27 protein-coding genes are annotated in these 26426 nt (G+C 36.1%); 12 read left to right on the forward strand and 15 right to left on the reverse strand.

The window, feature by feature from the left end:
- Positions 1 to 32: 32 nt before the first annotated feature.
- Positions 33 to 848, reverse strand: a complete 816-nt coding sequence (locus tag BAZ10_RS11560) for a GLPGLI family protein (RefSeq protein WP_078772184.1) — start codon at positions 846 to 848, stop codon at positions 33 to 35.
- 150 nt (positions 849 to 998) lie between these two features.
- Here BAZ10_RS11560 and BAZ10_RS11565 point away from each other — a divergent pair, with 150 nt between their 5' ends.
- The 7 genes from BAZ10_RS11565 to BAZ10_RS11595 all read left to right on the forward strand — a co-directional run bounded on the left by BAZ10_RS11565 (position 999) and on the right by BAZ10_RS11595 (position 7061).
- Positions 999 to 1328, forward strand: coding sequence for a HesB/IscA family protein (locus BAZ10_RS11565; RefSeq protein WP_009086664.1), 330 nt, complete (start codon positions 999 to 1001; stop codon positions 1326 to 1328).
- A gap of 70 nt (positions 1329 to 1398) precedes the next feature.
- Positions 1399 to 2847, forward strand: coding sequence for a Fe-S cluster assembly protein SufB (gene sufB / locus BAZ10_RS11570; RefSeq protein ID WP_078722558.1), 1449 nt, complete (start codon positions 1399 to 1401; stop codon positions 2845 to 2847).
- 33 nt (positions 2848 to 2880) lie between these two features.
- Positions 2881 to 3618, forward strand: coding sequence for a Fe-S cluster assembly ATPase SufC (sufC, locus tag BAZ10_RS11575; protein WP_034871824.1), 738 nt, complete (start codon positions 2881 to 2883; stop codon positions 3616 to 3618).
- A 54-nt stretch (positions 3619 to 3672) separates the two neighbouring features.
- Positions 3673 to 4977, forward strand: coding sequence for a Fe-S cluster assembly protein SufD (gene sufD / locus BAZ10_RS11580; protein ID WP_065082982.1), 1305 nt, complete (start codon positions 3673 to 3675; stop codon positions 4975 to 4977).
- A gap of 11 nt (positions 4978 to 4988) precedes the next feature.
- Positions 4989 to 5306 carry a YbjQ family protein gene (locus BAZ10_RS11585; protein WP_059325747.1) on the forward strand — a complete coding sequence of 106 codons (318 nt, stop codon included), beginning with the start codon at positions 4989 to 4991 and terminating at the stop codon, positions 5304 to 5306.
- 7 nt (positions 5307 to 5313) lie between these two features.
- Positions 5314 to 5835, forward strand: coding sequence for a hypothetical protein (locus BAZ10_RS11590; RefSeq protein ID WP_078772185.1), 522 nt, complete (start codon positions 5314 to 5316; stop codon positions 5833 to 5835).
- 5 nt (positions 5836 to 5840) lie between these two features.
- Positions 5841 to 7061 (forward strand): aminotransferase class V-fold PLP-dependent enzyme, encoded by a 1221-nt coding sequence (locus tag BAZ10_RS11595; RefSeq protein WP_078772186.1) that lies wholly within the window; start codon positions 5841 to 5843, stop codon positions 7059 to 7061.
- Between the two features lie 74 nt (positions 7062 to 7135).
- Here BAZ10_RS11595 and BAZ10_RS11600 read toward each other — a convergent pair whose 3' ends face one another.
- From BAZ10_RS11600 to mutL, 5 genes are all read right to left on the reverse strand, one after another.
- Entirely contained in the window at positions 7136 to 8743 is a 1608-nt protein-coding gene (locus BAZ10_RS11600; protein ID WP_078772187.1) for a Na+/H+ antiporter, read from the reverse strand.
- Positions 8744 to 8915: 172 nt separating this feature from the next.
- Positions 8916 to 9329, reverse strand: a complete 414-nt coding sequence (locus tag BAZ10_RS11605) for a hypothetical protein (RefSeq protein ID WP_078772188.1) — start codon at positions 9327 to 9329, stop codon at positions 8916 to 8918.
- A gap of 51 nt (positions 9330 to 9380) precedes the next feature.
- Complete coding sequence (locus tag BAZ10_RS11610; protein WP_078772189.1) at positions 9381 to 10364, reverse strand: endonuclease/exonuclease/phosphatase family protein; 984 nt, start codon at positions 10362 to 10364, stop codon at positions 9381 to 9383.
- A complete protein-coding gene (locus BAZ10_RS11615) occupies positions 10361 to 11125 on the reverse strand; it encodes a rhomboid family intramembrane serine protease (RefSeq protein ID WP_078772190.1) in 765 nt (254 codons plus the stop codon). Before BAZ10_RS11615 ends, BAZ10_RS11610 begins: the two co-directional genes overlap by 4 nt.
- A 5-nt stretch (positions 11126 to 11130) precedes the next feature.
- Positions 11131 to 12906, reverse strand: a complete 1776-nt coding sequence (mutL, locus tag BAZ10_RS11620; RefSeq protein WP_078772191.1) for a DNA mismatch repair endonuclease MutL — start codon at positions 12904 to 12906, stop codon at positions 11131 to 11133.
- 185 nt (positions 12907 to 13091) lie between these two features.
- Between mutL and BAZ10_RS11625 the strand changes: the two genes are divergently transcribed.
- Together BAZ10_RS11625 and BAZ10_RS11630 are read left to right on the forward strand one after the other, a co-directional pair.
- A complete protein-coding gene (locus BAZ10_RS11625) occupies positions 13092 to 14633 on the forward strand; it encodes a glycine--tRNA ligase (RefSeq protein ID WP_078772192.1) in 1542 nt (513 codons plus the stop codon).
- A gap of 213 nt (positions 14634 to 14846) precedes the next feature.
- Entirely contained in the window at positions 14847 to 16532 is a 1686-nt protein-coding gene (locus BAZ10_RS11630) for a DUF6909 family protein (protein ID WP_078772477.1), read from the forward strand.
- Positions 16533 to 16568: 36 nt separating this feature from the next.
- Here BAZ10_RS11630 and BAZ10_RS11635 read toward each other — a convergent pair whose 3' ends face one another.
- The 4 genes from BAZ10_RS11635 to BAZ10_RS11650 form a co-directional block, all read right to left on the reverse strand.
- The gene (locus BAZ10_RS11635) at positions 16569 to 16949 is read right to left on the reverse strand and encodes a hypothetical protein (RefSeq protein ID WP_078772193.1); all 381 of its coding nucleotides are present in this window, start codon (positions 16947 to 16949) and stop codon (positions 16569 to 16571) included.
- Between the two features lie 9 nt (positions 16950 to 16958).
- The gene (locus BAZ10_RS11640; RefSeq protein ID WP_078772194.1) at positions 16959 to 18362 is read right to left on the reverse strand and encodes a nucleoside recognition domain-containing protein; all 1404 of its coding nucleotides are present in this window, start codon (positions 18360 to 18362) and stop codon (positions 16959 to 16961) included.
- 80 nt (positions 18363 to 18442) lie between these two features.
- A complete protein-coding gene (locus BAZ10_RS11645) occupies positions 18443 to 18850 on the reverse strand; it encodes a type II toxin-antitoxin system VapC family toxin (protein ID WP_078772195.1) in 408 nt (135 codons plus the stop codon).
- A complete protein-coding gene (locus BAZ10_RS11650; RefSeq protein ID WP_078772196.1) occupies positions 18850 to 19095 on the reverse strand; it encodes a DUF6364 family protein in 246 nt (81 codons plus the stop codon). The genes BAZ10_RS11645 and BAZ10_RS11650 overlap by 1 nt, the downstream gene beginning before the upstream one ends.
- Before the next feature lie 195 nt (positions 19096 to 19290).
- On the opposite strand from BAZ10_RS11650, the gene BAZ10_RS11655 reads away from it, so the two are divergent.
- Positions 19291 to 19851 carry a methyltransferase domain-containing protein gene (locus BAZ10_RS11655; RefSeq protein ID WP_078772197.1) on the forward strand — a complete coding sequence of 187 codons (561 nt, stop codon included), beginning with the start codon at positions 19291 to 19293 and terminating at the stop codon, positions 19849 to 19851.
- A 16-nt stretch (positions 19852 to 19867) separates the two neighbouring features.
- Here BAZ10_RS11655 and BAZ10_RS11660 read toward each other — a convergent pair whose 3' ends face one another.
- The 5 genes from BAZ10_RS11660 to BAZ10_RS11680 all read right to left on the reverse strand — a co-directional run bounded on the left by BAZ10_RS11660 (position 19868) and on the right by BAZ10_RS11680 (position 23962).
- Entirely contained in the window at positions 19868 to 20377 is a 510-nt protein-coding gene (locus tag BAZ10_RS11660; RefSeq protein ID WP_078772198.1) for a DUF6973 domain-containing protein, read from the reverse strand.
- 11 nt (positions 20378 to 20388) lie between these two features.
- Positions 20389 to 21246 (reverse strand): acetyl-CoA carboxylase, carboxyltransferase subunit beta, encoded by an 858-nt coding sequence (gene accD / locus BAZ10_RS11665; protein ID WP_059156077.1) that lies wholly within the window; start codon positions 21244 to 21246, stop codon positions 20389 to 20391.
- A gap of 61 nt (positions 21247 to 21307) precedes the next feature.
- Positions 21308 to 22378: a class II fructose-bisphosphate aldolase gene (gene fbaA / locus BAZ10_RS11670; protein WP_059156076.1), complete on the reverse strand. Its 1071-nt coding sequence runs from the start codon at positions 22376 to 22378 to the stop codon at positions 21308 to 21310.
- A gap of 66 nt (positions 22379 to 22444) precedes the next feature.
- Positions 22445 to 23305: an NAD kinase gene (locus BAZ10_RS11675; protein WP_078772199.1), complete on the reverse strand. Its 861-nt coding sequence runs from the start codon at positions 23303 to 23305 to the stop codon at positions 22445 to 22447.
- Positions 23306 to 23308: 3 nt separating this feature from the next.
- Positions 23309 to 23962, reverse strand: coding sequence for a CBS domain-containing protein (locus BAZ10_RS11680; RefSeq protein ID WP_078772200.1), 654 nt, complete (start codon positions 23960 to 23962; stop codon positions 23309 to 23311).
- A gap of 63 nt (positions 23963 to 24025) precedes the next feature.
- Between BAZ10_RS11680 and BAZ10_RS11685 the strand changes: the two genes are divergently transcribed.
- Both BAZ10_RS11685 and BAZ10_RS11690 read left to right on the forward strand, forming a co-directional pair.
- The gene (locus BAZ10_RS11685; RefSeq protein WP_078772201.1) at positions 24026 to 24949 is read left to right on the forward strand and encodes an SDR family oxidoreductase; all 924 of its coding nucleotides are present in this window, start codon (positions 24026 to 24028) and stop codon (positions 24947 to 24949) included.
- Positions 24950 to 25009: 60 nt separating this feature from the next.
- Entirely contained in the window at positions 25010 to 26332 is a 1323-nt protein-coding gene (locus BAZ10_RS11690; protein ID WP_078772202.1) for a TolC family protein, read from the forward strand.
- Positions 26333 to 26426 lie beyond the last annotated feature (94 nt).

The raw sequence follows: 26426 nt of genomic DNA on the forward strand, positions 1-26426 counted from the left end.
TAAAAGTGATAATGAATTTTAGAAATATTTATTTAGTCAAACTCGATTGGGTTATTGAAACTGTTTGTTCTTTTATTTACTTCGTCTCTGTATTTTTTATCGGCATTGAGATCTGAATCTACTCTTTGAGATGTGCCATTAGCACTTACAGGAGGTGCTGGACGAAAAGCTATTGGATCCGCATTAACTTTTTTATAAACTTTAAGAAATTCCTCTTTTTTTACAATAATAGGCTGTTTCCATGGAGTTGGAGCTTTGTATAAGTCAGAGATTTTTCTGGTTTCTATCAACTCAAAAAGATAATCTCCTTTTGAATCTTCAGCTTTTACAATAAGCCCGGGAAGGCCGCAAAATTTATAAGGCCCATCCTGAAAAGGAACCTCTGTGGTAAACCATGCATACCATGTTCTCCCTGCGTATTGAGTCTGGGCTTTTTGGGTATTATAGGTGCCAATCTTTTTTGTCTCTGTGGTTATTTTCCAATTAAAAGGTTTTAACTCGGTATAAATAAAAATGTCTTTAGCAATTGCTGCGTTATATGATACTTCTTGTTTTTTGTAGTTTTTTTCGATTCGGTAACCAATATTTGATGCCGTCATATTAAACTGTTCTTTGGAGATATACCCAATTTGACTTTTTTTATTTGAATCCATTATAGAATCCCGCAGAATAGCCTTTGCAGCATAAAAAACAGAATTAGTTTTACCGATGTCCAGATTAGCAAGTTCAGATTTTACCTGATCCCGTTGGGTTGAATCTGTTTTCATCCGGACTTGATAAACAAACCGGATGTTTTGTGTAAAATAAAAGCTTGTAATACAAAAAATGAATAATTGTAAGGTTTTCATAGTAATGGTTTTATGTCGGTTTAATGATGTATCCTGTAAAAAGTTAAAGCTATCTATTCTTGTTATAGATAAATATATGATGGACGGATTTGAATTTGGTATTATTTGTCTTAATTTTGCAATCTAAATTTATTCTAAATTATTGAAATAATGATAAAAGTATCCGATCAGGCAAAATTAAAAGCTGTTCAGTTAATGACTGAGGATGGCTTTGATCCAACACAAGATTATATCCGTGTTGGAGTGAAGAGTGGTGGATGCTCTGGATTGGAGTATGTTCTGAATTTTGATAAAGAAAAACACGATATTGACCAGGTTTTTGAAGACAACGGGATCAAAATTATCGTAGACAAAAAGTCATTTCTTTATCTGGTAGGGACAACTTTAGAATATTCCGGAGGACTTAATGGGAAAGGCTTTATCTTCAATAATCCAAATGCATCAAGAACATGTGGATGTGGAGAAAGCTTTAGTTTATAAATTTATAAAAATACAGGAGACATCGGAAATTAGGACTTTTTTGTCCATAATTTCCAAAACAAAATAAATAATGAGTAAATACACAGAAGACGACCTAAGGGTTGACCTCGAGAATAAAAAATATGAATTCGGTTGGGAAACAAAGATCGATTACGAAGATTTCCCGATTGGACTGAATGAAGATATTATTCGTGCTATTTCGGCAAAAAAAGAAGAGCCAGAATGGATGACGGAATGGAGACTGGAATCTTACCGTATCTGGTTGAAAATGGAAGAACCGGATTGGGCAAATATTAAGTATGAAAAACCTGATTTCCAGGCTATTCGTTATTATGCTGCACCAAAAGTTAAACCGGAATTGGCTAATCTTGATGAAGTAGATCCGGAATTACTGAAAACTTTTGAAAAGCTAGGTATTTCAATTGATGAACAAAAACGTTTAACAGGTGTTGCTGTAGATATCGTAATGGATTCCGTTTCGGTAAAAACTACATTCCAGGAAACACTTGCTGAAAAAGGAATTATATTCTGCTCTATATCCGAAGCGATTAAAAATCACCCGGATTTAGTAAAACAATATATTGGTAAAGTTGTACCAAGAGGAGATAACTTCTATGCTGCACTTAACTCTGCGGTATTCTCTGACGGTAGTTTCTGTTATATTCCAAAAGGGATAAGATGTCCAATGGAACTTTCAACTTATTTCCGTATTAACCAGGCAGGAACAGGCCAGTTTGAAAGAACGTTGCTTATTGCTGATGAAGGAAGTTATGTTTCTTATCTGGAAGGGTGTACAGCGCCATCCAGAGATGAAAACCAATTGCACGCTGCCGTTGTAGAGCTAATCGCAATGGACGATGCTGAGATTAAATATTCTACTGTACAGAACTGGTATCCTGGTGATGAAAGCGGTAAAGGAGGGGTTTTCAACTTCGTAACAAAAAGAGGTCTTTGTGAGAAAAGAGCAAAAATCTCCTGGACGCAGGTTGAAACAGGATCTGCCGTTACATGGAAGTATCCGTCTTGTATTCTGAAAGGTGACTATTCTGTAGGAGAATTTTATTCTATAGCAGTTACCAATAACCATCAGTATGCAGATACCGGAACCAAAATGATTCATATTGGTAAGAATACCAAATCGACAATTATTTCTAAAGGTATTTCTGCAGGTAAGTCTAACAATTCATACCGTGGACAGGTGAAAGTAATGCCTTCTGCAAAGGGAGCAAGAAACTTCTCACAATGTGACTCGTTGTTAATGGGTAACGAATGCGGAGCACACACTTTCCCTTATATAGAAATTAAAGACCCTACTGCTCAGTTAGAGCACGAAGCAACAACTTCTAAGATTGGAGAAGATCAGATTTTCTACTGTAACCAGAGAGGTATAGATACCGAAAGAGCAATTGCATTAATTGTAAATGGTTTTAGTAAAGAAGTTCTGAATAAGCTGCCAATGGAATTTGCTATTGAAGCACAGAAACTTTTAGAGATCTCATTAGAAGGATCAGTAGGATAAAAAAATAATCAACAATAATTTACCACATTTAACATGTTAAATATAAAGAATCTTCATGCAGGAATTGAAGAAAGAGAAATTTTAAAAGGAATCAACTTAGAAATAAAACCAGGTGAGGTTCATGCTATTATGGGGCCTAACGGTGCCGGAAAGTCTACACTTTCTTCTGTTATTGCAGGGAAAGAAGAGTATGAAGTAACTGAAGGTGAAATTCTTTTTGAAGGTGAAGAAATTCTTGAAGATGCTCCGGAAGAAAGAGCACACAAAGGTATTTTCCTTTCTTTCCAATACCCGGTAGAAATTCCTGGAGTTTCGGTAACTAACTTCATTAAAGCAGCAATGAACGAAACCAGAAAAGCAAAAGGTTTGGAAGAAATGCCTGCAAAAGAAATGTTGGCGTTAATTCGTGAAAAATCTGAGCTTTTGGAGATCAAAAAAGATTTCCTTTCCCGTTCTTTAAATGAAGGGTTCTCTGGTGGAGAGAAAAAGAGAAATGAAATTTTCCAGATGATGATGTTAGATCCGAAATTAGCTATTCTGGATGAAACGGATTCAGGTTTGGATATCGATGCGTTGAGAATTGTAGCAGACGGTGTAAACAAATTCCGTAACGAAGGAAACGCTGTTTTAGTTATTACTCACTATCAGAGACTACTGAACTACATTCAGCCAGATTTTGTACACGTATTAGCAGATGGTAAGATTGTAAAAACAGGAGATAAAACTTTAGCATTAGAGCTTGAAGCGAAAGGTTATGACTGGCTTATCTAATCCTTAGAAGGAGAGTAAGAAGATCATAATCAAATTCAAACTTAAATCATTACAATGTTACAAGAACAAGTTTTACAACAACACGAAGCTTTTTTAGAAACCCTAAAACACCGCTTTCTAGATGATAAAAGAAAGGCGGCCCTGGCTAAGTTCCAGGAGATAGGATTTCCTAAAAAGAAAAACGAAGAATATAAATATACCAACCTTGCGGAAATCGTTAATAAGGAATATAATTTCTTCCCTAAAAAAGAGCATAATGTATCTAAAAAGGACTTAGATGCTTTACATATTGGTGAAGAGAATTTTGATTATATTGTTTTCATTAACGGAGAGTTACGCAAAGAGTTTTCAAAGATTTCAATTGAAAATGTAGAGTTTTTATCTTTCAATTATGCGTTGAATGATGAAAAGCACAAAGAAGTTTTTGAAAAGTATTTCAATACAATTACCCATGAGGATAATCCATTTGCAGACCTTAACCTTGCGTACTGCAAATATGGTTTTTTCCTTCATGTACCGAAAAATACAGTGATTGAAAAACCAATTCATGTATTTTATTTATCACAAAATCAGGAAGAAAACACTTTCTACAATACAAGAAATTTACTAATTGCTGAAGCAGGATCTAAAGTTGAGGTTATTGAAAGCCATCATAACTTCGATGATACATTTACCTTCACCAATTCTGTAACCGAGATTTTTGTTTATCCAAATGCTAAAGCAGACTGGCATAAACTACAAAATGACAGCGATACTTCTTATTTAGTGGACAATACCTATGCAAGACAGGAGAAAGACAGCCTTGCGACAGTAAATACCTTCTCTTTCGGAGGTAAGCTGGTAAGAAACAACCTGGATTTTATTCATAACGGAGAGAATATCAACAGCTTTATGAACGGAATTACGATCATTAATAACGATCAGTTAGTAGACCACCATACAGCTGTACATCATAACTTCCCTAATTGTGAAAGCTACCAGAATTATAAAGGTGTTTACAATGGTAAATCACATGGAGTATTCAATGGGAAAGTATTTGTAGATAAAATAGCACAAAAAACCAATGCTTATCAGCAAAACAACAATGTTTTGTTAAGCGAAGGAGCAACAATAGATACCAAACCTCAGTTAGAAATCTTTGCAGATGATGTAAAGTGTTCTCACGGCTGTACAGTAGGACAGCTGGATGATGAAGCATTATTCTATCTTAGAGCCAGAGGTATCTCTAAAAATGAAGCAAGAGCACTATTGCTATATGCCTTTGCTCATGATGCAATGCAGAATATTGACATTGAACCTCTTAAGTTAAAAGTTTCTAAGCTTTTAGCTGAGAAGTTAGAAGTAGATATCGAATTCTAATTAACATAAAGATGATACTAACTACCACCAACACAATCGAAGGACATCCAGTAAAAGAATACAAAGGAATTGTTACCGGAGAAACCATTATCGGAGCGAATGCTCTTAAAGACTTCATGGCAGGATTAACCGACTTTTTCGGAGGAAGATCTACTACCTATGAAAAGGTTCTTATCGAAGGAAAAGATACTGCTTTAAGAGAGCTACAGGAGCGTGCGGTACAAATGGGTGCTAATGCAGTTATCGGAATCGACTTAGATTACGAAACTGTTGGACCTAACGGTGGTATGCTAATGGTAACAGCCAGCGGCACTGCGGTAGTTATATAATACAGTAATGAACCTGGAGAAGATCAACTTTAATCTCAATGCTTATAAACAGCATGGCCAGATTCTGGAAGCCGCAGACTTTGTGGTACACCAGTTTGGTTTGGAGAATAAAGATTTTTCAGGATTTGGTTTTCGGGATGAGATGGAACCAAACTCTATTTTGTTGACCACAGAAGGTACTTTTGGAGAGGCTCAGAAAATTATAATTCCCCGGAACCTGTTTGATTTTGATTTAGCTCTTGTAATGAATGTGATTGCCCACGAGATGGTTCATGTTTCACAAAGAGCAGCTAAAGACTTTGTTGAAGATAAAAATGAAAGAGAATGGCAGGCTTATTATGAAATGCTGTTTCATAAACGCTTTCCTCAGTTACCGGAACTTTCCGACTTTCATAAAAAATTCTTTGCAGACAAAGCTCTCGTATATTACGGAAGAATGGGTGAAGGCTCTGAACTTCAACAGAAATATGCTGATGAAAAAGCAGAAGTTGATGCCTATATAAAGGCTTTAACAGAACAAAAAAACTAAAAGTAATGTTTGATGTACAAGAAATCCGTTCGCAGTTTCCTATTCTTCAGGAAAAGGTTAATGGTAAAGATTTAGTTTACTTGGATAATGCAGCAACCAGCCAGAAACCTAAAATGGTTTTGGATGCTATTAATAACTACTACGAGCATTACAATGCAAATGTTCACAGAGGTATTCATACACTTAGCCAGGTTGCTACAGAGATGATGGAAGATGCCCGTAAGAAGGTACAGCATTTTATCAATGCGGAGCATGACTATGAAGTGCTTTTTACTAAAGGTACAACAGAAGGTATAAACCTTGTTGCTTATGCAATTACTGATCTTATTAAGAAAGATGACGAGATCATTATTTCTTACCTGGAGCATCACTCTAATATTGTTCCTTGGCAGATATTGTGTCAGAGAACGGGAGCAAAACTTCGTGTAATTCCGATGAATGAAGACGGTATTTTGCAAATCGATGTTCTGGATGAATGGCTTTCTGAGAAAACAAAACTTGTTTCTGTAAATCAGGTTTCCAATGCCCTAGGTATTGTTAATCCGGTTGATGAAATCATCAGAAAAGTAAGAGCAAAATCTAATGCTTTTGTATTCATAGACGGTGCGCAGGCTGCACCACATTTCGAAATAAATGTACAGGCAATGGACTGCGATTTCTTCGCTTTCTCAGGTCATAAAATGTACGGACCAACAGGAACCGGAATTTTATATGGTAAGGCAGCCGTTTTAGAACAGCTAAACCCATTCCATGGTGGTGGCGAAATGATTGACCATTGTACATTTGAGAAAACAACTTACGCAGGACTTCCTTTCAGATTTGAAGCCGGAACACCAAACATTGCAGGTAATATTGCATTGGGAACAGCGGTAGATTTTATGGAGAAAGTTGGAAGATCCAATATTGCAGCACATGAACATGCATTGTTGGAATATGCACAACGCAAGCTTCTGGAAATAGAAGGTCTAAAAGTATATGGTGAAAAAGCCAATAGAGCAGGTGTAGTTTCCTTTAATCTGTCCGGAATAGGTATTGCCTCGGATGTAGGTATGATCCTGGATAAATTGGGTATTGCTGTAAGAACAGGACACCATTGTACACAACCAATCATGGAATACTTTGGTGTTGCAGGAACGGTAAGAGCCAGTTTTGCTGTATATAATACATTTGAAGAAATAGACATCTTAACAGAGGGTGTGAAAAAAGCTCAAAAGATGTTGGCATAAAACAAGAAGATAAATATCTCTTATAAAATAAAAATGATCGGAAATTTTCCGATCATTTTTTTATAATGTTATTTTTAATGCTGGAATCCTGTAATCTTTGCTTCGTCCAGATCGAGGCTTAATTCCTGCTTTCGAAGGACAGAATCGTCAAATTCATCCATTCTGCGAAGCTCGGAAAGTAACTTTCTCTGTTCCTTTATAATCTCTCTCCGGATTTCTGTTACCGATTTTACCGCATCACCATGAAAACTGTTGTTAATGCACTTTAATCGATTTTCCAATAGTTCCAGATCTGCCTGCAATTGCATTTTTCGGTTATTGACCAAAGAATATTTTTTCACTTCTTCCGAATAGTTCTTATCCAGAGTATGCAGAGCAATTCTTTTTAATTTCCATAATATTCTTGTTTCCTGCTCTTCTTCAGACATAGTAGCCCCGACTTCTTTAATGTCAATATATTTCAAAATAATAGGCAATAAAAGCCCCTGTCCTACAAGGGTGAGCAGGATAATAATAAATGTTACAAAAATAATCATATCTCTGTGTGGGAAAGCTTCTCCTGATGGTAATGCCAAAGGAATTGCCAGTGCTCCGGCAAGGGATACAACGCCCCGCATGGCTGCAAGGCTGAGTATAAAAGGTTCCCTCCAGTCCAAATGTTTGTCTTTTTTACGGATACTTTTAAATAATAAAGGCGGGAGATAGGTCCAGGTAAAGGTCCATACAAACCGGGTTAATACAATAGCTCCGCCAATGATTACGGCATAGCCTAAACCTGATTTTATAGCTTCCGGTGACATCTCATCTATGATAGCAGGCATTTGTAACCCTATCAGGATAAAGATAAAAGCATTCATCAGGAATATAATTGTACTCCACACATTTACAGCCTGTATACGTGTTGTATGCGTCTGGAAACGATTAGAGTTATATGACATAACAAGTCCACCGGTGACAACAGCCAGAACCCCTGAATAATGGAAGTGTTCTGCAACAATATACATGATATATGGCGTAATCAGCGTAAATATAGTATCTATATCAGAGGTTGTTGGTAAAACTCTGAAAATCAGCATGAGCAGGAAAGCAATTACAAGACCGACAATTGCTCCCATAATAGCCATTGCAAAGAAATTTCCTATGGCTTCCTGCATTACAAACTGACCTGTAAGTATAGCCGCCAGTGCAAACTTCATTACAATTAAACTCGACGCATCATTTATTAAGCTTTCCCCTTCCAGAATGCTAAGAGTTCTCTTAGGAATCTTTAGGTGTTTTAAGATGGATGTAGCGGCAACAGCGTCCGGAGGGGAGTTAATCCCTCCCAGTAAGAACCCCATTGCTACAGTTATTCCCGGAATCATATTAGAAGAGAGATAGGCTACCACTATAGATGTCAGAAAGACCAAACCAAATGCCAGTCCCAGAATGGGTCTTCTGAACCTTAGAAAGTCTTTCCATGAGGTATTCCATGCCGCTTCAAAAAGAATAGGAGGAAGGAAAATAAGGAAAACAATACTAGGATCTACCTGAAAAGTCGGTAAACCAGGGATAAAACTTATCAGAAGTCCGGCAACTGTAAGGAATATAGGATAGGCAATGCGGATCCTTTGTCCTAGCATTACCAGGAGCATTACGCCAAAGGCAATGCCTATTCCCCAGAGTAAATAGTTTTCGATCATTTGGTAGTTATATTAAATTGTGTGTTGGAAACAATAAAGAATTGACATCAAAAATATGAAAAATTTCATTTATGGAAATACCTTATTCTGATAGATAAATATAATAATTGTAACCAAAAAACGGGCGTTTCAATTGAAATGCCCGTTATGTCTTGTGAAAAAGAAGATTTGATTATTTTTTTAACTCTTCTTTAGCAGCTGTTGCAGCTCTGTCTATTTTATCACCTGCTTTTTGAGCACCCTGCTTAATATCTTTACCTGCCTTGTCTACAGCGTCACCAGTCTTATGAGCAGCATCTTTCACTGCATCGCCAGTCTTGTTAGCGGCGTCTTTTACTGCATCGCCGGTTTTATCAGCTGCATTTTTTATTGCATCACCCGTTTTGTTAGCCGCATTTTCTACTTTGTCCCCGGCTTTCTGAACGTCTTCTTTTACTTTCGTGCTATCTAATTTAGTTTCAGTAGTTGTAGTCGTTGTAACTGTGCCAGAATCTGTAGATTTAGTCTCAGTAGTTGTAGTTTCTTTTTTGCAAGAAGTCAAAGCCAGTGCAGAGAATACTGCTACACCTAAAATTGTTTTTTTCATATTTAGTTGATTAAATGTTTGAGATGTGAATTTAACGTAAAAAAATGATATTTATTTCACTTTAAAAGAAGAAATTACAGGGAAGTGATCAGAAATTTTTAATTCTCGGTCTACAGTATAACCTGTAGGCTTTATTGCCGGGCTGCTGAAGAGATAATCTATACGAATTGGAAATTTGTAATCGTGAAAACTTGTAGCAGATCCAGAACCTGCATCCATAAATGCATCATTAAGGTTTTTGCTTAAATGGTAATATTCATACGAGCTTGGTACAGAATTGAAATCGCCACCCAGGATAACAGGATAGGGGGAGTTTTGTACAAATTCCCGCACAGCAGCAACCTGGTCTTGGTGAATTCTGAAACTTTCCGCCATTCGGGAACCCAAAATTTTTGCTTTTTCTTCATTGATTTTATTGTCACCAGTTGGACGAAGCATGTCTTTTTTTAAATAAAAAGGCTCAAGATAAACATTAATAAAACGGATGGTTTTTCCATTTATATTGATATCTGCATACAGAGCATGTCCATTGCTGCCATCCTTTATAATTTCACCCTGATTTTTCACCGGATATTTAGAATATATAGCGACAACTTGTTCCTCTACAACATGTTTAAACCCGGTAATAGAAAGAGATTCTTTATTGTGATAGCCTTTTTCCTGAAAAAAGATAACATCAGGAGCTTCGCCTTCCAAAAAGGATTTTAAGGCAGGAAGATCCTGTCCGCCATGAATATTGTAGGTGACAACTTTTAAATTTCCTACTCCAGAAACGGGGCTGTAATTAACCCATCTTCTGATAGGGTTGAAAAAGAAAAGAAGACCAATAAGGAAAAATATAGCTCTCTTTTTCCAGGTAGCAATCCATACAATAGTAAGTACAATGTATGCGATTATAAGCGGTGGAAATACTAACGGGACAAAATTAAACCACTTAAAAACCTTAGGTGGTATAAAACTGTTGAGCAACATTGCAGCAAGGGCAAAAAATAGCACCAAGTGCAATAATGTAAGTATAAGTCGAATAACTTTCATCGGCGATCTATCCTGAATCTGTTTTTAGTCCAAATTTTGATCAGGATAAAAGCAATAACTGCGCCACCAAGGTGTGCGAAGTGTGCAACATTATCTCCCTGAGAATCTCTCACACCCAAGAAAAACTCAACGATGATAAGGAAAGGCATTAGATACTTAGCTTTAATAGGAATTGGCGGGATAAGCATCATAATCTTAGCATCCGGATAAAGCATGGCAAATGCCACTAAAAGTCCATAGATAGCTCCCGAAGCACCCACCATAGGTGTTATTAAATATCCGAAAAGTTCTTTAACTTCCTCCGGATTTCCTCTGAAAGTTGCATTTGTAGTATCATTTATCAGGTTACCATTAATACCGAGTTTTGAAAGGTGAAAAAGCTGTTCGATATCTGTTCCCTGTGCAACAAGGCTCTTAATAAGGCTGTCTACCTGGATATAATTAACAACGTTAAATAGAACATAAGCACCAATGCCACATACAAAATAGAATATAGCATACTTTTTTGGCCCTAAAGTCATTTCAATAGCAGACCCGAAAGACCACAGCGCTATCATATTGAATAAGATATGTGCAAACCCACCATGCATAAACATGTGAGTAATAACCTGATAAAATTGGAAGTTAGGCGATCCCGGGAAAAAAGCTCCCAGAACGACTTCTAAATTTACTCCTAGTGATTGTATAAGATAAGTAGCTGCAAAGAGCAGGACATTAACGATCAATAGGGTTTTGGTAATAGGTGGAATATATCTTTGCATATTTTTTACATTTTAAGTTTATTTTTCAGCTCTTCAATAGGAAGCTCTATATAACACTTCTTTTTATTGTGATTGTATTCCGGGAATCCCAATGCTGAAAAATCTTGAATAAGGCTTTCTACGTCTTCTTTCTGATGGAAGTCGAAGTTGGATTTAGATTGTAATTTTACCTGTTTGCTTTCAAAGAATTCAAAAAAGTCTAAGCTTTCGTCTTCATATTCTGCAAAAATTTTCTGTAAAAGAGGAATAACATCTTTGTCCGATAAGTCTTCCGGTACAGCATGAACATGTAATATATGCTCACTTGCATCCAGATTCATATCAAAACCTATTTTAATCAACTTCTCACGAACCGCCAGGTATGTCATTTTTTCTATTTCATTAAGATAAATCTCGTGAGAGAATAATAACTTCTGGCTATGTGTCTGAGAGGTTTTTTTCTTTTGTTTTCTTTCATAGAGTACCAATTGATGCATTCTGCCCAAATCAAGCATCAATGTCTTATTGTGATGATTGTAAAGCCAGAAACCATTAGGAAGGCGCATTAGCTCATCCTCGGTATCATCTTCATCAAATAAGTTGATTTTTGAGGGCGAAGGAGAGACACTGGTTTGATACATCTCTGTAAGACTAACTATTTCCTGTGGTTTCGGGGTGGTAGTTTCCTCCCGAAAAGGATTATAATTGCGGTCTACCTGAATAGTTGGGATTACAACTCTGTCACTAGGTGAACGGGAAACAATCATTTCATCATGCATAGGTTCTCTGTCAAAATCCAGACTTGGTGAAATGTTATAAATCCCGAGAGATCTTTTGATAGAGGAACGCAGCATGGCGAAAATAACGTTTTCATCTTCAAATTTCACCTCAGTTTTCTGTGGATGAATGTTTACATCTATTTTCTCCGGATCTATTTCTAGAAACAGGAAATAGCTCGGGATATACTGAGGTTGTAAAAGTCCTTCGAACGCTTCCTGAACTGCGCGGGAAAGATAAGGACTCTTAAAGTAACGGCCATTAACAAAGAAAAACTGTTCACCTCGGTTCTTTCTTGCAGCTTCTGGCTTTCCTACATATCCGTTAAGCCTTACCCAGTCTGTTTCTTCTTTAATTGGAACTAAAAGGGAGTGCAAACGTCTTCCGAAAATATCAACGATTCTCTGTAATTCTGTACTTTTCCGTAAACGGAATACTTCAGAATCATTATTGTAAAGTGAAAATTCTAATCCCGGATGTGCGAGAGCAACACGTTGGAATTCATCCATTATATGACGAATTTCAACATTGTCCGACTTTAAGAACTTTCTTCTTGCAGGAACATTGTAGAAAAGATTTTTTACAGCAAAATTACTTCCGTCTGTACTTTGCACAGGTTCCTGTTCAATCAGTTCTCCTCCGTGGATCATAATATGTGTTCCGTAGGAAGTGTCTGCCTGTTTGGTTTTAAGATCTATCTGAGCAACAGCTGCAATAGATGCTAAAGCTTCACCCCTGAAACCTTTAGTAGCAATTCGGAAAATATCTTCCGTTGTTCTTATTTTGGAAGTGGCATGACGCTCAAAAGCTAATCTGGCATCTGTAGCCGACATTCCGCTTCCGTTATCTACAACCTGCACCAGAGTCCGGCCACCATCCTTCACAATTAGTTCTATGGACGTTGCACCAGCATCTATAGCATTCTCCAAAAGCTCTTTAACGATGGATGCAGGTCTCTGCACCACTTCGCCGGCGGCAATCTGGTTCGCTACATGATCGGGAAGGAGTCTAATGATATCAGGCATTGTAGATTTTTATTTTTCTAATGTCAAAAATACATATAAGATTTTGGAAAAAAAATTTCATTTTCGGTAAAATTAGTATTCTGAAACGGAAAAGGAGTACTAATTAGTATCTAAATAATAATGACTTTTATGAAAAAATTGAAAGAACTCCCTAAAAAACTTATTTTTGCACTTTAAATAATATTATGGCTAAACAGGAAGACGTTTTCAAGAAGGTGATTTCTCACGCGAAAGAGTATGGTTTTATATTTCCGTCAAGTGAAATTTATGACGGACTTTCTGCAATCTATGACTACGGACAGAATGGTGCTGAGCTGAAAAACAATATCAAGCAGTATTGGTGGAAAGCAATGGTACAACTGAACGAAAACATTGTGGGAATCGATTCAGCAATCTTTATGCACCCTACAATCTGGAAAGCTTCCGGACACGTAGACGCTTTCAATGATCCATTAATTGATAATAAAGATTCTAAAAAACGTTTCCGTGCAGATGTTCTGGTGGAAGACTATTGTGCGAAATTAGAAGATAAAGCTCAGAAAGAGATAGATAAAGCAGCAAAACGTTTCGGCGAAGCTTTTGATAAAGATCAGTTTGAAGCTACAAACCCAAGAGTAATAGAGTACAGAGAGAAGCAGAAAACAATTCTGTCCCGTCTGGCAAAATCTCTTGAAAATGAAGATCTGGCAGATGTGAAATCTCTGATTGAAGAATTGGAAATTGCAGATCCGGATACAGGTTCTAAAAACTGGACAGAAGTAAGACAATTTAATCTGATGTTTGGTACTAAGCTTGGTGCTACTACAGAAACAGCAATGGATCTTTATCTTCGTCCGGAAACAGCACAAGGTATTTTTGTAAATTACCTGAACGTTCAGAAAACTTCCCGCCATAAGCTTCCTTTTGGTATTGCCCAAATAGGTAAAGCATTCCGTAACGAAATTGTAGCAAGACAATTTATCTTCAGAATGCGTGAGTTCGAACAAATGGAAATGCAATTCTTTGTACCTCCCGGAACAGAGCTTGAATATTATGAAAAATGGAAACAAACCCGTTTGAAATGGCACCTGGCTTTAGGTCTTGGTGAAGAGAATTACAAATTCCACGATCATGAAAAATTAGCGCACTATGCAAATGCTGCGGCTGATATAGAGTTTAAATTCCCATTTGGATTCAAAGAATTGGAGGGTATTCACAGCAGAACTGATTTTGACCTTTCTGCACATGAGAAATTCTCTGGTAAAAAACTACAATATTTTGATCCGGAAAGAAATGAAAGCTATGTACCATACGTAGTGGAAACTTCCGTAGGTCTGGACAGATTATTCCTTTCTATCCTTTCTCACTGTCTGAAAGATGAAGCACTTGAGGACGGATCTGAGAGAACAGTTCTTTCTCTTCCTCCAGCTTTAGCACCAGTAAAAGCAGCTATTCTTCCGCTAATGAAGAAAGATGGTTTAGGTGAGTATGCTGAAAAAATCTTTAACGATCTTAAATTTGACTTCAATCTTATTTATGAGGATAAAGATAGTATAGGTAAGCGTTACAGAAGAAATGATGCTTTAGGAACGCCATTCTGTATTACAATTGATCATGATTCATTAAACGATCATACTGTAACACTTAGAGACAGAGATACAATGCAACAGGAGAGAGTTCCGGTTTCTGAACTAAGAAGAATTATCGATGATAAGGTTAATTTCAGAAATCTTTTGAGTAAAATATAATCTTAACGATATAAGTATAAAGCCCTTACAAATACTGTAAGGGCTTTTTTATTTTACTAGAGAAATGTCGGGTTATTTACCTTGTTGTAAAATAGTTTTAAGAAATCTTTAAGCATCATTAATTTTATTTAATAATGGCTTTTTTACGTGGGACAGAGGATAGAAAACTTTCACGGAATGAGAATATCTCCTATATTTGCTAAAAGAAATAGTATGGTAAATTCAAGAGCGAGAGAAACGACAGAGGCTATCGAGCGTATCTATGTTTCCATGCGACACTTATTCTACAGAGGGTTTTTCAAACCTGGAGGTATTTCCGGAGAAGCATTACGAAAACTTTTAATGATCATTCAACCAGAGATCTACGGTAGTATGGGGAATCCCAACAAAGTAGAGCTTAATGGTCTTTTATATGTTTTGGACAGACTTCCGGAAGGAATAGAAGAATGTGCTTTCATTCATTTAACTTCAGATGAAGGCTTCGAAAAAGGAAGCTTTGACCCTATAGTTCCTAAGAAACGTCGAAGAAATTGTTATCGTATAGATGAACACCAAATGAACATTGAAGTTCTTTTGGGAAGATCAGAGATTTATGATATTCTAACTCACCTTACATTCTTATATCTTGAAGCGGATAAAATACGTGATATTGGCTTCGATATGAATGAAGGCGGGCGTCCTAAGCGTGTTTGGAAAATTATTGAAGAGGTTGCATTAGGAGAGAAAAAGTTTTCCAGAAAGGAAAAAGAAGTGGCATTGGTTCATCTTTCAGCATTGCTGGGCAGACCGTTTGATGAAACTTTAGAAGCATATAATAACTTCGGAGACGATGATAACCCAGATCGTTTATTCAAGATTATTTACTGGTTGGGTCAGATAAGTCTTGATGACTGGAAGGAAAGCAGAGAACGTGAAATTTATTTCAGTTCAATCCTTCAGGAGCGTGTGGGGCATCACTTCTTTGGTGAAAAATGGGCGAATAATGTAAAGAGAGTTTTGGTGGAAAATAACCTTCATGAAAGACCTTTACATATAATAAGTGCCAATATGCACAGTGTGCAGAATATGCTTTTTGCAAATGATGCACTGAACAAAAAAGTTACAAAAGAAGTAGATTATCTTCTGTATCAGAAAATAAGTAACACAAAAGAGCTTAGAGATAAGATATCAGATTATGCTCAGAATAAAAGTGTTATCTACATAGATGATGACAGTGGAAGTAATATCGATGTTCAGATCATTGATCTTGCCAAAACTGATCTTAAAAACAGTCCGCTGGGACACTATAAGTATTCCGGAGACGATGTTATTATGGTCTTTGATTATGCTTTTGGAGAACAGGCTTTTGAGGTAATGGATGAGTTGCTTCGTCCATTTGAAACAAATAACATTACATTTAAAATGAATGTAAAATCTGTTTCTGTAATGGGTAAAGCAGGTATTCTTACCGGAGGCAAGGGGGATATTATGATTCCTACATCTCATATTTTTGAGGGAACTGCAGATAACTATGTTTTCAAAAATGCATTGAGCAAAGATGACTTTAACGACAACGAGCTGAAGGCATTCGAAGGAAGCATGATCACGGTTTTGGGAACTTCACTTCAGAATAAAGATATCCTTTCTTACTTTATGACAACTTCATGGAAAGCTGTAGGGCTGGAAATGGAAGGTGCACATTATCAGAAAGCAATTCAGATTGCATCTAAAATCAGAAATCACATTGAAGAAGATTTGTTTGTAATCTATGCTTATTATGCATCGGATAACCCACTGGAAACAGGTAGTACACTATCTTCCGGAGGATTGGGTCTTACAGGTGTAAAACCGACATATCTGATAACATTAAGAATTCTGGAAAAGATTATTGAAAAAGCGAACCAGAAGAAAGCTAAATAAACTAAAAACTCCCTGAAATTTCAGGGAGTTTTTAGTTTATTGAATACTGTTGATTCTATTGATAATAGGTAGTGCGAAGATTCCGCTGGTTTGCAGGTATTTCTGATACATTGCTTTTGCTTTTTGTGCATATTCAGCATTATTATCCTGTTGGTAATGAAAGTAAAAAAGATTTCCCAGCATCTCATAATAATCGGGATGATCTTTAGTTTCCCTCTCCTCGACCAGTAGAATCAGTTCTTCCGAAGTTTTGGAAGATACATCTTCAAAATTCATTTTGAAAATATCCCTCATAAGAGAATCAAAATCCAGTTCTTTCTGCATCAAGCTTTCTTCCGGTTTTCCTAAAAGCAGCTTTTCCAATGCCTGGGAAAGCTGTCTGATTAATCGTATTGTAAAGTCTTTATCCTGAATCATATTTTTAATTTATCCAAAGAACATGTAAGCTAATAAAATAGAAGTGATAACACCTACTAAGTCGGCTAAAAGCATTGCGCCTACCGTATACCGCGTATCGCGAATAGAAACAGCACCAAAATACACTGCAATCACATAAAATGTAGTATCAGAGCTTCCCTGTAATATAGCAGAAAGTCTTCCCTGAAAACTGTCTGGTCCAAATGTCTGCATGGTATCTACCATCATTCCACGAGCTCCGGAGCCACTTAGAGGTTTAATTAATGCTGTCGGAAGTCCATCTACAAACCTGGTATCTAAATGGGAGAGGTTTGCCAGATATTTCATTCCGTCGATAATAATATCGAAAACACCGCTGGTTCTAAGTAAAGAGATAGCGATAAGAATACCCACTAAGTAAGGTATAATCTTTACACAGGTATAGAAACCTTCCTTTGCACCTTCTATAAAAGCATCGAAAATATTGATCTTTTTATAAATACCTCCTAATACAATAAGTAAGAAGATTAACAGAATAATACCATTACTCAGAAGCTTACTAAAGTCATCCAGCTCTTCCTTGTTCAGACGAACCAGAAACATTACCAATAGCGCTATAATAGCAGAAATCCCCCCTAAATAAGCCAAAATGACTGGCTGTAACAAGTTAATCTTTTGTTTAAAAGAAACAATAATCATCGCTGCCATAGTTGCAAGGAAAGTGGCAATCATACATGGCAGAAAGATATCTGTAGGAGTTGCAGACTTCATGGAAGCCCGGATAGCAATAATACTAACAGGAATTAAGGTTAATCCACTGGCATGCAGACACAAAAACATGATTTGTGCATTGCTGGCTTTGTCCTTATTTGGATTTAGGGTTTGCAGGCTTTCCATGGCTTTTAGACCAAAAGGTGTTGCTGCATTATCTAATCCCAGAAGATTAGCACTAAAATTCAGCATCATATGACCAAAAGAGGGGTGTCCTTTCGGGATTTCCGGAAACAGTTTTGAGAAAAACGGTTGTATTAGACGACTAAGGAAATTGATTCCACCTGCTTTTTCAGCAATGCTCATAAAACCCATGAATAAGGTCATAATACCGATAAGACCTATACAAATGTCAACAGCAGTTTTACTGGTGCTAATTACCCCGTCTGAGGCTTGAATCCGGTATATTCTAACATCTTCACTGCCTTCTTTCTTACTATAGTGAATTCTGCTCTCCTGATAATTTGGGTTTTTAGCAATTGAATCCCGGATTATCGGTGAAAATTGTGTCAGATTTTTTTTTCCGATTTGTATAGTATCTCCGCTTTTTCCTACAATCATATCATTGTAGACCGATTTATAATCATTAGAGCTGAGGTATTTAATACTTGCAACGGCAATTGCAACGATAATGAAAGCACTCCAGATTCTGCTTAAAGCCATTTATGCTAAATTTTAGTAAATGTAAGGAATTTGTAATTCTGTTCTTTAGTCTTTTTGAGAATTTCTTATTACTGTACAATTTAGAGTTTTAGATATTCTTTTGCTGTCAGTATAGGCAATATGGAAGATTTAAAATCTTTTTTGTTTCTGGTAATAATATGAGTCATATTATTTTCAATGGCGGTATAATATTGTATCCCGTTCTCGAAATCCCGAAAGTCAGATGACAAAGACAATTCTATTATTTTATCATCAATTGCAAGAATGTTGACTAAGACCTTAAACTGAGAAATAATTTTTCTTGTATCATTAACATTATAGTGTCTTGACAAAAGATAATAAGTATTGGCTATTGTTAGAGCTGATATGTTGAGTTTTAATTCTTTTTTATCGGCAAGTGTAAATAGTTCTTGTGCTTCTTTGTAGTATTCTGGACGTTTCTGAAGCAGGTCAATAACGATATTAGTGTCTACAAAAATATTTTCCATTATAAATATTTTTTACTTAAATATTCTGAGTAGTTTATTTTGTAATCTTCTTCAGATTCATACGGAATTATACCTGTCAAAATATTCACCAACGGGCTTATTTTTACTTTCTTATCTTCTTTTATTATTAGAGAATTTAGATAGTTTTCGATCAGTTTTGAAAGGCTGGTATGATTGTTTTTTGCATAATCTTTAGCACTTTCAATAATATCTTTGTCTAAGTTTAATGTTAATTTAGTATTCATTACATTTTGTTTTACGTGTAAAATTAAATATTTAATACGTGATATCAAAATATTATATTGATTCTACTTCTTATTCACATGTACAGTAATGTTGTGGCGGTAATTTTGGAAAATTATTATTCATAATCGTTAAAAAACTTATATTTGATTGTATAATAGCTATTTGTCTGCATTAAATCTATTTCACACAATATAATGAGAAGTATACCATATATCATTAGAAGAGCGACTTTTCTGATCAAAGAGCGAGGAGTTGTCAACAGTTGTAAATTTATTTATTCCCGCTATGGATATTTCTTAAAATACAGAATAAAGTTATCTACAGTTTTAACTCCCGATCAGCTTAATATACAGAACAGATATGCCTATAAGTACGAGCCTATTATGCATTATTCATTCAACAGAATGCTGAAAGGAATTGATTGGGACTGGAAGGAGAGTACATTCATTGATATTGGCTGTGGTAAAGGAGCTGCTATTTTACTGGCGACACGCTACAATTTTAAAAAATATATTGGGGTAGAATTATCTCCCTTATTGGCTGAAGAATGTCGGAAAAATATCAGAAAATTTATTGGAAAAAAGGAAATAGATTATGCCGTTTATAATTGTGATGCCACAAAATATACTATTCCGGACGATGTAAATGTATTCTATTTACCGATAGTTTTGGATAGTGGATATAAAATCATTTATGAAGAGAAAACAGATCCTGTTGCCAGATACAAATACGGAAGTTTTGCGCTTACTAACTGAGTATAAGGAGCCGGAACTATAACTGAATATACATTAGCTGCTCTCCAGCATCTTCATCCGTACTGGAAATAAATACAGCATGACGTGTCTTTTCGATAAGACCATTTATAAAAAATGAAGTCTCGAAAAACTGGCGGTGCACACCAGGTAACAGGCTTTCAAAAAACTGAATTCCTATTGCGTTATTGTGCAGATCCATTTTGGTTTGTAAAGGTTCGTTGGGGAAAAGCTCTTCATGAAAGTCTGTAACTCTTTTGCACCAATGGATGCTCTTTTTGGGCGAAGATACCTTGCAGCAATACATCAGAATCAGACAACACCATAAAGCATGTCTGAAGGCGTTTCCTTTACCATCTGTGCTGTTGGTTCTCGGGAAATATTTTTTGGCAATAAGATAGGCCCGGACAGTTGCGACAAAGGATAATATAGAAAAAATAGGGTTGCTTAAAGAGAGTTTAAGCAACCTTATAAATTTTTTAAATGTTAATTGTCTAAAAGTATTAATAAAAACTTTTAGGGTTTTCATTAACTGATATATTAAGCGTTAACATTCATCAGTAACCTCATTGATCTGGATACTGTATCTTTAATTTCGTTTCTTCTTACGATAAAATCTACAAAACCTTTTTCTAAAAGGAATTCAGATGTTTGGAAACCTTCAGGAAGATCTTTACCGATAGTTTCTCTGATAACTCTAGGACCTGCAAAACCGATAAGTGCACCAGGTTCAGCCATAATGATATCAGCAGTCATCGCAAAAGAAGCTGTAATACCACCAAAAGTAGGGTCAGTTAAATAAGCAACATACGGTAAGCCTTTGTCTGAAAGCTGAGCTAATTTAGCCTGAACTTTTGCTAACTGCATTAGTGAATAAGCTGCTTCCTGCATTCTTGCTCCACCAGACTGGCAAATGATCATAAATGGTAATTTATGCTTCATTGCATAGTCGATAGCACGGCTGATTTTTTCTCCCATTACAGAACCCAATGAACCTCCGATAAAAGAGAAGTCCATGCAGGAAACTACAAGTTCCAGTCCGTTTACTTTACCAACAGCATTACGTACAGAATCCGTTAATTTAGTCTTGCCTTTTACCTCTTTTAATCGGTCAGTATAAGCTTTAGTATCTTTAAAATTAAGAATATCTACACTTTCTACATTAGCATCTAACTCTTTAAACTTGCTGCCATCGAAAAGCATATCGAAGTACTCTCTGCTTCCGATTCTCACGTGGAATCCATCCTCAGGAGAAACGAAGTTGTTGTTCTTCAGCTCTTCGTGTTCAATAATTTTTCCTGTTGGTGTTTGGTGCCACAATCCTTTCGGAGAATCTTTCTTCTGCTCCGTTGGTGTGTTGATGTTTTGTTTCTTTCTTTTAAACCAGTCAAAAGCCATTTTCTAATTTATTTAAGAGAAGAAACAGAGCTAAAAATTTAACTCTGTTTCTGTTGATTTATTATTTAAGGGTATCAATATTATTTAGATCCTCGAAAGCTTGAACAAGACGTTTAGAGAATGTTTCCTCTCCTTTTCTAACCCATACTCTCGGGTCGTAAAATTTCTTGTTTGGAACATCTGCTCCTTCCGGGTTGCCAATCTGATGTCTCAGGTATTCTATTTTTTCATTCATATAATCTCTGATTCCTTCTGCATAAGCAAACTGAAGGTCAGTATCAATATTCATTTTGATAACACCATAACCAATTGCTTCACGAATTTCATCAAGAGTAGAACCAGAACCTCCGTGGAATACAAAGTTTATTGGTTTATCAGCTGTTCCGAATTTCTCCTGAACATATTTCTGTGAATTATCTAAGATTTTTGGTGTAAGTTTTACGTTACCAGGCTTGTATACTCCGTGAACGTTACCAAAAGCAGCTGCAATAGTAAAGTTATCAGAAATTGCTTTTAGCTTTTCGTATGTGTAAGCTACGTCTTCCGGCTGAGTATATAACAATGAATTGTCTACACCAGAGTTGTCTACACCATCTTCTTCACCTCCTGTTACACCGATCTCTACTTCCAAAGTCATCTGCATTTTTGCCATTCTTTCAAAATATTTTGCGCTGATCTCCAGGTTTTCTTCTAAAGGCTCTTCAGAAAGGTCAAGCATGTGAGAAGAATATAAAGATTTGCCATTTTGCTTATAGAAAGCTTCACTGGCATCTAAAAGTCCATCGATCCAAGGAAGTAATTTTTTTGCACAGTGGTCAGTGTGTAAAATAACAGTTGCTCCATAAGCTTCTGCTAATGTGTGGATATGTTGTGCTCCGGCAATAGCTCCAAGTATTGCAGCTCTTTGCCCTTCGTTAGATAATCCTTTTCCTGCATTGTAGATTGCTCCACCATTGGAAAACTGAATAATAACCGGTGCGTTAAGTTTAGCGGCTGTTTCCATTGTTGCATTGATGTTGCTGGAACCGATAACATTTACTGCCGGTAAGGCAAATTTGTTTTCTTTTGCATACTGAAAAATGTCAGTAACCATTGAACCTGTGGCTACGCCAGCTGGAAACATTTTGCTCATTTTCTTATTTTTTTATTTGATGTAGGTTATTTAAAATTTTTATTTGGTAAAGATAAGAAATTCAGGTTAATTTCTTTTATCGTTCCCCCAAAGTAGTTTTTGTCTTATTGTTTCGAAAAAGCTTATGTCATCAGGCTGCACTAAAGACAGTGTGAATGGCGCTTTTTCAAGAGAAATTTCTTCCAAAGTATCGATATGATATAACCTGGAATCCAGAGAAAGTGAATATTGCGGTACACGACTTTCTACTTTCAGGCGGATTTTTACATTATCTTTTAATATTAGCGGTCTTACATTAAGGTTGTGTGGTGCAATTGGTGTAATGGCAAAGTTGTCATTCTCCGGAGAGATAATAGGTCCGCCACAACTTAATGAATAGGCAGTGGATCCTGTAGGAGTTGAAATAATAAGTCCATCTCCCCAGAAAACATTCAGAAACTCATCATTGATATAAGAATTAACTGTAATCATAGAGGTTGTTTCTTTTCTGGAAATAGTAACATCGTTCAATGCATACGGAAAATCTATATTAACACCATTTACTTTAATAACCGATCTTTGAGTAATGATAAGTTCCTTATTCAGTACTTTATCTATATTGTCAAAAACTTCTTCTTTGGTAAAGCTGGCCAAAAATCCTAATCTGCCGGTATTGACCCCGACTACAGGAATTCCCAAATCCTGAACAAAAATTAAGGCATTCAGAATGGTACCGTCTCCACCAAAACTAAAAAAATAATCAATCTCCTGATCCTTAAGATCTTCTTTGTTTGAAAAAATAGGGAAAACCTTGGAAAACTGTAATCCTTCGGCAGTGTCCTTATGAAGTACAGCGGTAACATTTCGTTTGTTAAGCTCAGAGATAAACCTGCTCAGATATAGAAATGTATCCAGATCTCTCTTTTGTGTGTATATAGCTGCCTTCATAAATCAAAATTCCATATATTTTTGTAAAAAACCAAAACGATCTTTTAATAAGTCATCTTTTTCATTGTGGTAAAATTTGTGAACCACAATATAGTTGTAACGGTCAAATGTTTCGTCAATAGAGCTAAGGTTTTCGCTGCTTATTTTCAGTGCTATCTGAATTGTTTCTTCAGTCATATGGTAGATGAAGGCTCCGTAAAATTTCCCGTTATTGCTTTCTACAATTTTAGCAATCTCGGTCATAGAATAATTCCGGGTAGCAGTCTCAATAATTAAAACAGCTCCGTTTTCTGAAAACAAAGGATATTTTGAGAAGTCTGCAAAAACATCTTCGCAAGAAATGTAACCTAAATATTTTTCATTCTGATTGATAATAGGAACAACATTCGCGTTGAAAGTATGCAGAAGCCTGATGCTGTCCAGAGATGTGCTGTCTTCCAGCATTGCAAATCTTTCCAGATGATGACTTAGTTCATTAAGATGTTTCGCTTCACTTTCTTCTATAAGTTCGGTACTTATATTTCCGAGAAATATATTATTCTTTTTTACAAAAATATGGGAGTAGCCAAAGTCCCGCACAATAGTCTTAACTTCTTCCAGATAATCTGATAGATGAAAGGCGGGATAGTCTTTAGAAATATATTCCTTAATAAACATTGCGCTAATTTAGTAAAATATTAAAATATCTTTTTTAGCTTCGTATCAATAAATATAATAAAAATGAATGGTAAAAATGATAATCTTCAGATAATTCTTATTACGGGCAGTAATGGTTTTTTAGGAAGACGCCTGATAAAAGAATTTTCGGGGCTGTCTTATAGAATTATAGCAACATCTCTTAGCGATAACAAAATTGCAGATTTACCAGAAAATACAACCTTCAGAAAACTCAATATTTCCAATAAAGAAGAGTTAAACAATATTTTTAATGAATACAAACCTTCTTTTGTAATCAATGCAGGAGCCGTAACCAATGTAGAAGGATGTGAAAAAGATAAAGATTTTGCTTATGCTATTAATGTTGATGCAGTAGTTAATATTGCAGAACAGGCTAAAAAGTATAAGAGTTTTGTAATACAATTATCAACAGATTTTGTATTTGACGGTCTAAACGGACCTTATAAGGAAGATGATAAGACATGTCCGGTCAACGAATATGGAAGAACCAAAGCTTTGGCAGAAGAAAAGTTGACAGCGTCCGGATGTGACTATGCTATTCTGAGAACTATTCTGGTATATGGGAATTCGGATGATCCGGCCAGAGGGAATTTTGTTTTATGGGTAAGGAAAATGCTGTCTGAAGGAAAGGAAATTAAAGTTGTAAATAACCATTGGAGAATGCCTACGTTTATTAATGACCTTGCGGTGGCCTGTCGTTTGGTTGTAGAAAAGAAAGCTAAAGGAACCTTTAACATTAGCGGGGAAGAGGAATACAGTATAGAAGAGTTTGCCAGAAAAATTGCACAGTTTTACCAGTTGGACGAGAGCTTAATTACCGCCATTTCATCAGAAGATATAGGGCAGGATAAGAATAGACCGGTGAGAACCGGGTTTGATCTTTCTCATACAAAAGAACAATTAGGATTTAGCCCTAAAAGCCTTACTGAAGCGCTAACAATAATGAAAAAAGAGGCTGAAAAATAATTTTCGGAAGTATTGTAACAAACTAATATTTTATACGTCTAATTGAAGTAAAACAAGACTATGAAGAAAATCTGTTGTTTATTGTTATGCGTTGGATTTTATTTTTCAGCAAGTGCACAAAAAAAATGGACTTTGCAGGAATGCGTAGAATATGCAATGAAAAATAATCTGAAAGTCATACAGAATCAGTACAATAAACAGATTCAGGATAAAAACCTTTCAATGGCTAAAAATTCTTCTTTGCCAACGCTGGGAGGGTCTATATCCAATAATGCCAATTTTGGGCAGAACGTAACAAATACCGGGATCATTAACCGTACCGATAACTACAATAACTCTATCGGACTAGGGGCTAATATCCTTATATATAATAACGGCAGGCTGGAAAAACAGGTACGCAAGGCTAATTATGATATAGAGGCAAGTATCTATGATCTGGAAACGGTGAAAAATGACGTTTCGCTTCAGATTGCACAGCAATATCTTTCGGTTTTACTGAATAAAGAAATTATAAAAATTAATGAGAGTGCTGTAAACAATGCTCAGAAGGCATTTGATAAAGCAAAGATGACAACAGATGTAGGAACAACTCCATTAACCGTTCAGTACGAAGCTGAAGCTGCATTGGCAAGAGAAAAGCAAAATCTTAGTAATGCCCGTATTGAAACTGAAAGAGCACTGTTTAATCTGGCGCAGTTATTACAACTGGCAGATTATAAAACTTTTGATGTAGAAGACCACAGAATAGATGCTTTAAGTGCACCTTTGACATCGGATGAGAGTATTTTGAGTAAAGCATACGAAACTCAGCCGCAGATTAAAGCTGCGGAATCAAGAATAAAATCATCTGAGACCCAGACTTTGATAACAAAAGCTGCTTATTGGCCTACAATAACAGGAAATGCGGGTATAGGAACTAACTATTATACATCACTAAATCAGAATCAGTATACAGCGCCAGCGTTGTTTAAGCAGTATAAAGACAATTTTTCTCAGCAATTAGGTCTATCTGCTAACATTCCTATTTTTAATCAGGGAAATACAAAGCTGCAGGTAGAGCAGGCTAAGATTAATGAGGAAATTGCAAAGAACTCATTGGCACAACAAAAGCAAGCTGTAAAAGAGAATGTGCAGAAAGCTGCATTTGATGTTAATGCTAATTATGAAAAGTATTTGGCGGCACAGGAAGCTGAAAAAAGTACAGGATTGGCTTTGGATTTTGCACAGAAAAGTTATGATGCAGGGAAAACTACAATTTATGATCTGAATATTGCCCGTAACAATTATGCAAATGCCCAGGGATCTGTAGCGCAGGCGAAGTACAATTACCTGTTTAGTCAGAAATTACTGAACTTCTATGCAGGTATACCATTGAGTTTATAATTGAGAGAAAAAATTATTCTTCAAATATTTTTTAAATAAGGTTCTAAATGAAAAATCCCGCTTTATGCGGGATTTTATTTTATAAATACTGGAA

It is taken from the genome of Elizabethkingia occulta (assembly GCF_002023715.1).
GTDB classification, from domain to species: Bacteria; Bacteroidota; Bacteroidia; order Flavobacteriales; family Weeksellaceae; genus Elizabethkingia; species Elizabethkingia occulta.

Coding starts and splice junctions, on each gene's coding strand:
- BAZ10_RS11610 (WP_078772189.1), bottom strand. CDS start 10,364: ATGAAAGTTATTCGACTTATACTTACATTATTGCACTTGGTGCTATTT.
- BAZ10_RS11650 (WP_078772196.1), bottom strand. CDS start 19,095: ATGAATACTAAATTAACATTAAACTTAGACAAAGATATTATTGAAAGT.
- fbaA (WP_059156076.1), bottom strand. CDS start 22,378: ATGAGCAAAATGTTTCCAGCTGGCGTAGCCACAGGTTCAATGGTTACT.
- BAZ10_RS11615 (WP_078772190.1), bottom strand. CDS start 11,125: ATGCAAAGATATATTCCACCTATTACCAAAACCCTATTGATCGTTAAT.
- BAZ10_RS11600 (WP_078772187.1), bottom strand. CDS start 8,743: ATGATCGAAAACTATTTACTCTGGGGAATAGGCATTGCCTTTGGCGTA.
- BAZ10_RS11680 (WP_078772200.1), bottom strand. CDS start 23,962: ATGTTTATTAAGGAATATATTTCTAAAGACTATCCCGCCTTTCATCTA.
- BAZ10_RS11585 (WP_059325747.1), top strand. CDS start 4,989: ATGATACTAACTACCACCAACACAATCGAAGGACATCCAGTAAAAGAA.
- BAZ10_RS11630 (WP_078772477.1), top strand. CDS start 14,847: ATGGTAAATTCAAGAGCGAGAGAAACGACAGAGGCTATCGAGCGTATC.
- BAZ10_RS11685 (WP_078772201.1), top strand. CDS start 24,026: ATGAATGGTAAAAATGATAATCTTCAGATAATTCTTATTACGGGCAGT.
- BAZ10_RS11605 (WP_078772188.1), bottom strand. CDS start 9,329: ATGAAAAAAACAATTTTAGGTGTAGCAGTATTCTCTGCACTGGCTTTG.
- BAZ10_RS11565 (WP_009086664.1), top strand. CDS start 999: ATGATAAAAGTATCCGATCAGGCAAAATTAAAAGCTGTTCAGTTAATG.
- BAZ10_RS11645 (WP_078772195.1), bottom strand. CDS start 18,850: ATGGAAAATATTTTTGTAGACACTAATATCGTTATTGACCTGCTTCAG.
- accD (WP_059156077.1), bottom strand. CDS start 21,246: ATGGCTTTTGACTGGTTTAAAAGAAAGAAACAAAACATCAACACACCA.
- BAZ10_RS11655 (WP_078772197.1), top strand. CDS start 19,291: ATGAGAAGTATACCATATATCATTAGAAGAGCGACTTTTCTGATCAAA.
- mutL (WP_078772191.1), bottom strand. CDS start 12,906: ATGCCTGATATCATTAGACTCCTTCCCGATCATGTAGCGAACCAGATT.
- BAZ10_RS11635 (WP_078772193.1), bottom strand. CDS start 16,949: ATGATTCAGGATAAAGACTTTACAATACGATTAATCAGACAGCTTTCC.
- sufD (WP_065082982.1), top strand. CDS start 3,673: ATGTTACAAGAACAAGTTTTACAACAACACGAAGCTTTTTTAGAAACC.
- BAZ10_RS11690 (WP_078772202.1), top strand. CDS start 25,010: ATGAAGAAAATCTGTTGTTTATTGTTATGCGTTGGATTTTATTTTTCA.
- BAZ10_RS11590 (WP_078772185.1), top strand. CDS start 5,314: ATGAACCTGGAGAAGATCAACTTTAATCTCAATGCTTATAAACAGCAT.
- sufB (WP_078722558.1), top strand. CDS start 1,399: ATGAGTAAATACACAGAAGACGACCTAAGGGTTGACCTCGAGAATAAA.
- BAZ10_RS11640 (WP_078772194.1), bottom strand. CDS start 18,362: ATGGCTTTAAGCAGAATCTGGAGTGCTTTCATTATCGTTGCAATTGCC.
- BAZ10_RS11625 (WP_078772192.1), top strand. CDS start 13,092: ATGGCTAAACAGGAAGACGTTTTCAAGAAGGTGATTTCTCACGCGAAA.
- BAZ10_RS11660 (WP_078772198.1), bottom strand. CDS start 20,377: ATGAAAACCCTAAAAGTTTTTATTAATACTTTTAGACAATTAACATTT.
- BAZ10_RS11595 (WP_078772186.1), top strand. CDS start 5,841: ATGTTTGATGTACAAGAAATCCGTTCGCAGTTTCCTATTCTTCAGGAA.
- BAZ10_RS11560 (WP_078772184.1), bottom strand. CDS start 848: ATGAAAACCTTACAATTATTCATTTTTTGTATTACAAGCTTTTATTTT.
- BAZ10_RS11675 (WP_078772199.1), bottom strand. CDS start 23,305: ATGAAGGCAGCTATATACACACAAAAGAGAGATCTGGATACATTTCTA.
- sufC (WP_034871824.1), top strand. CDS start 2,881: ATGTTAAATATAAAGAATCTTCATGCAGGAATTGAAGAAAGAGAAATT.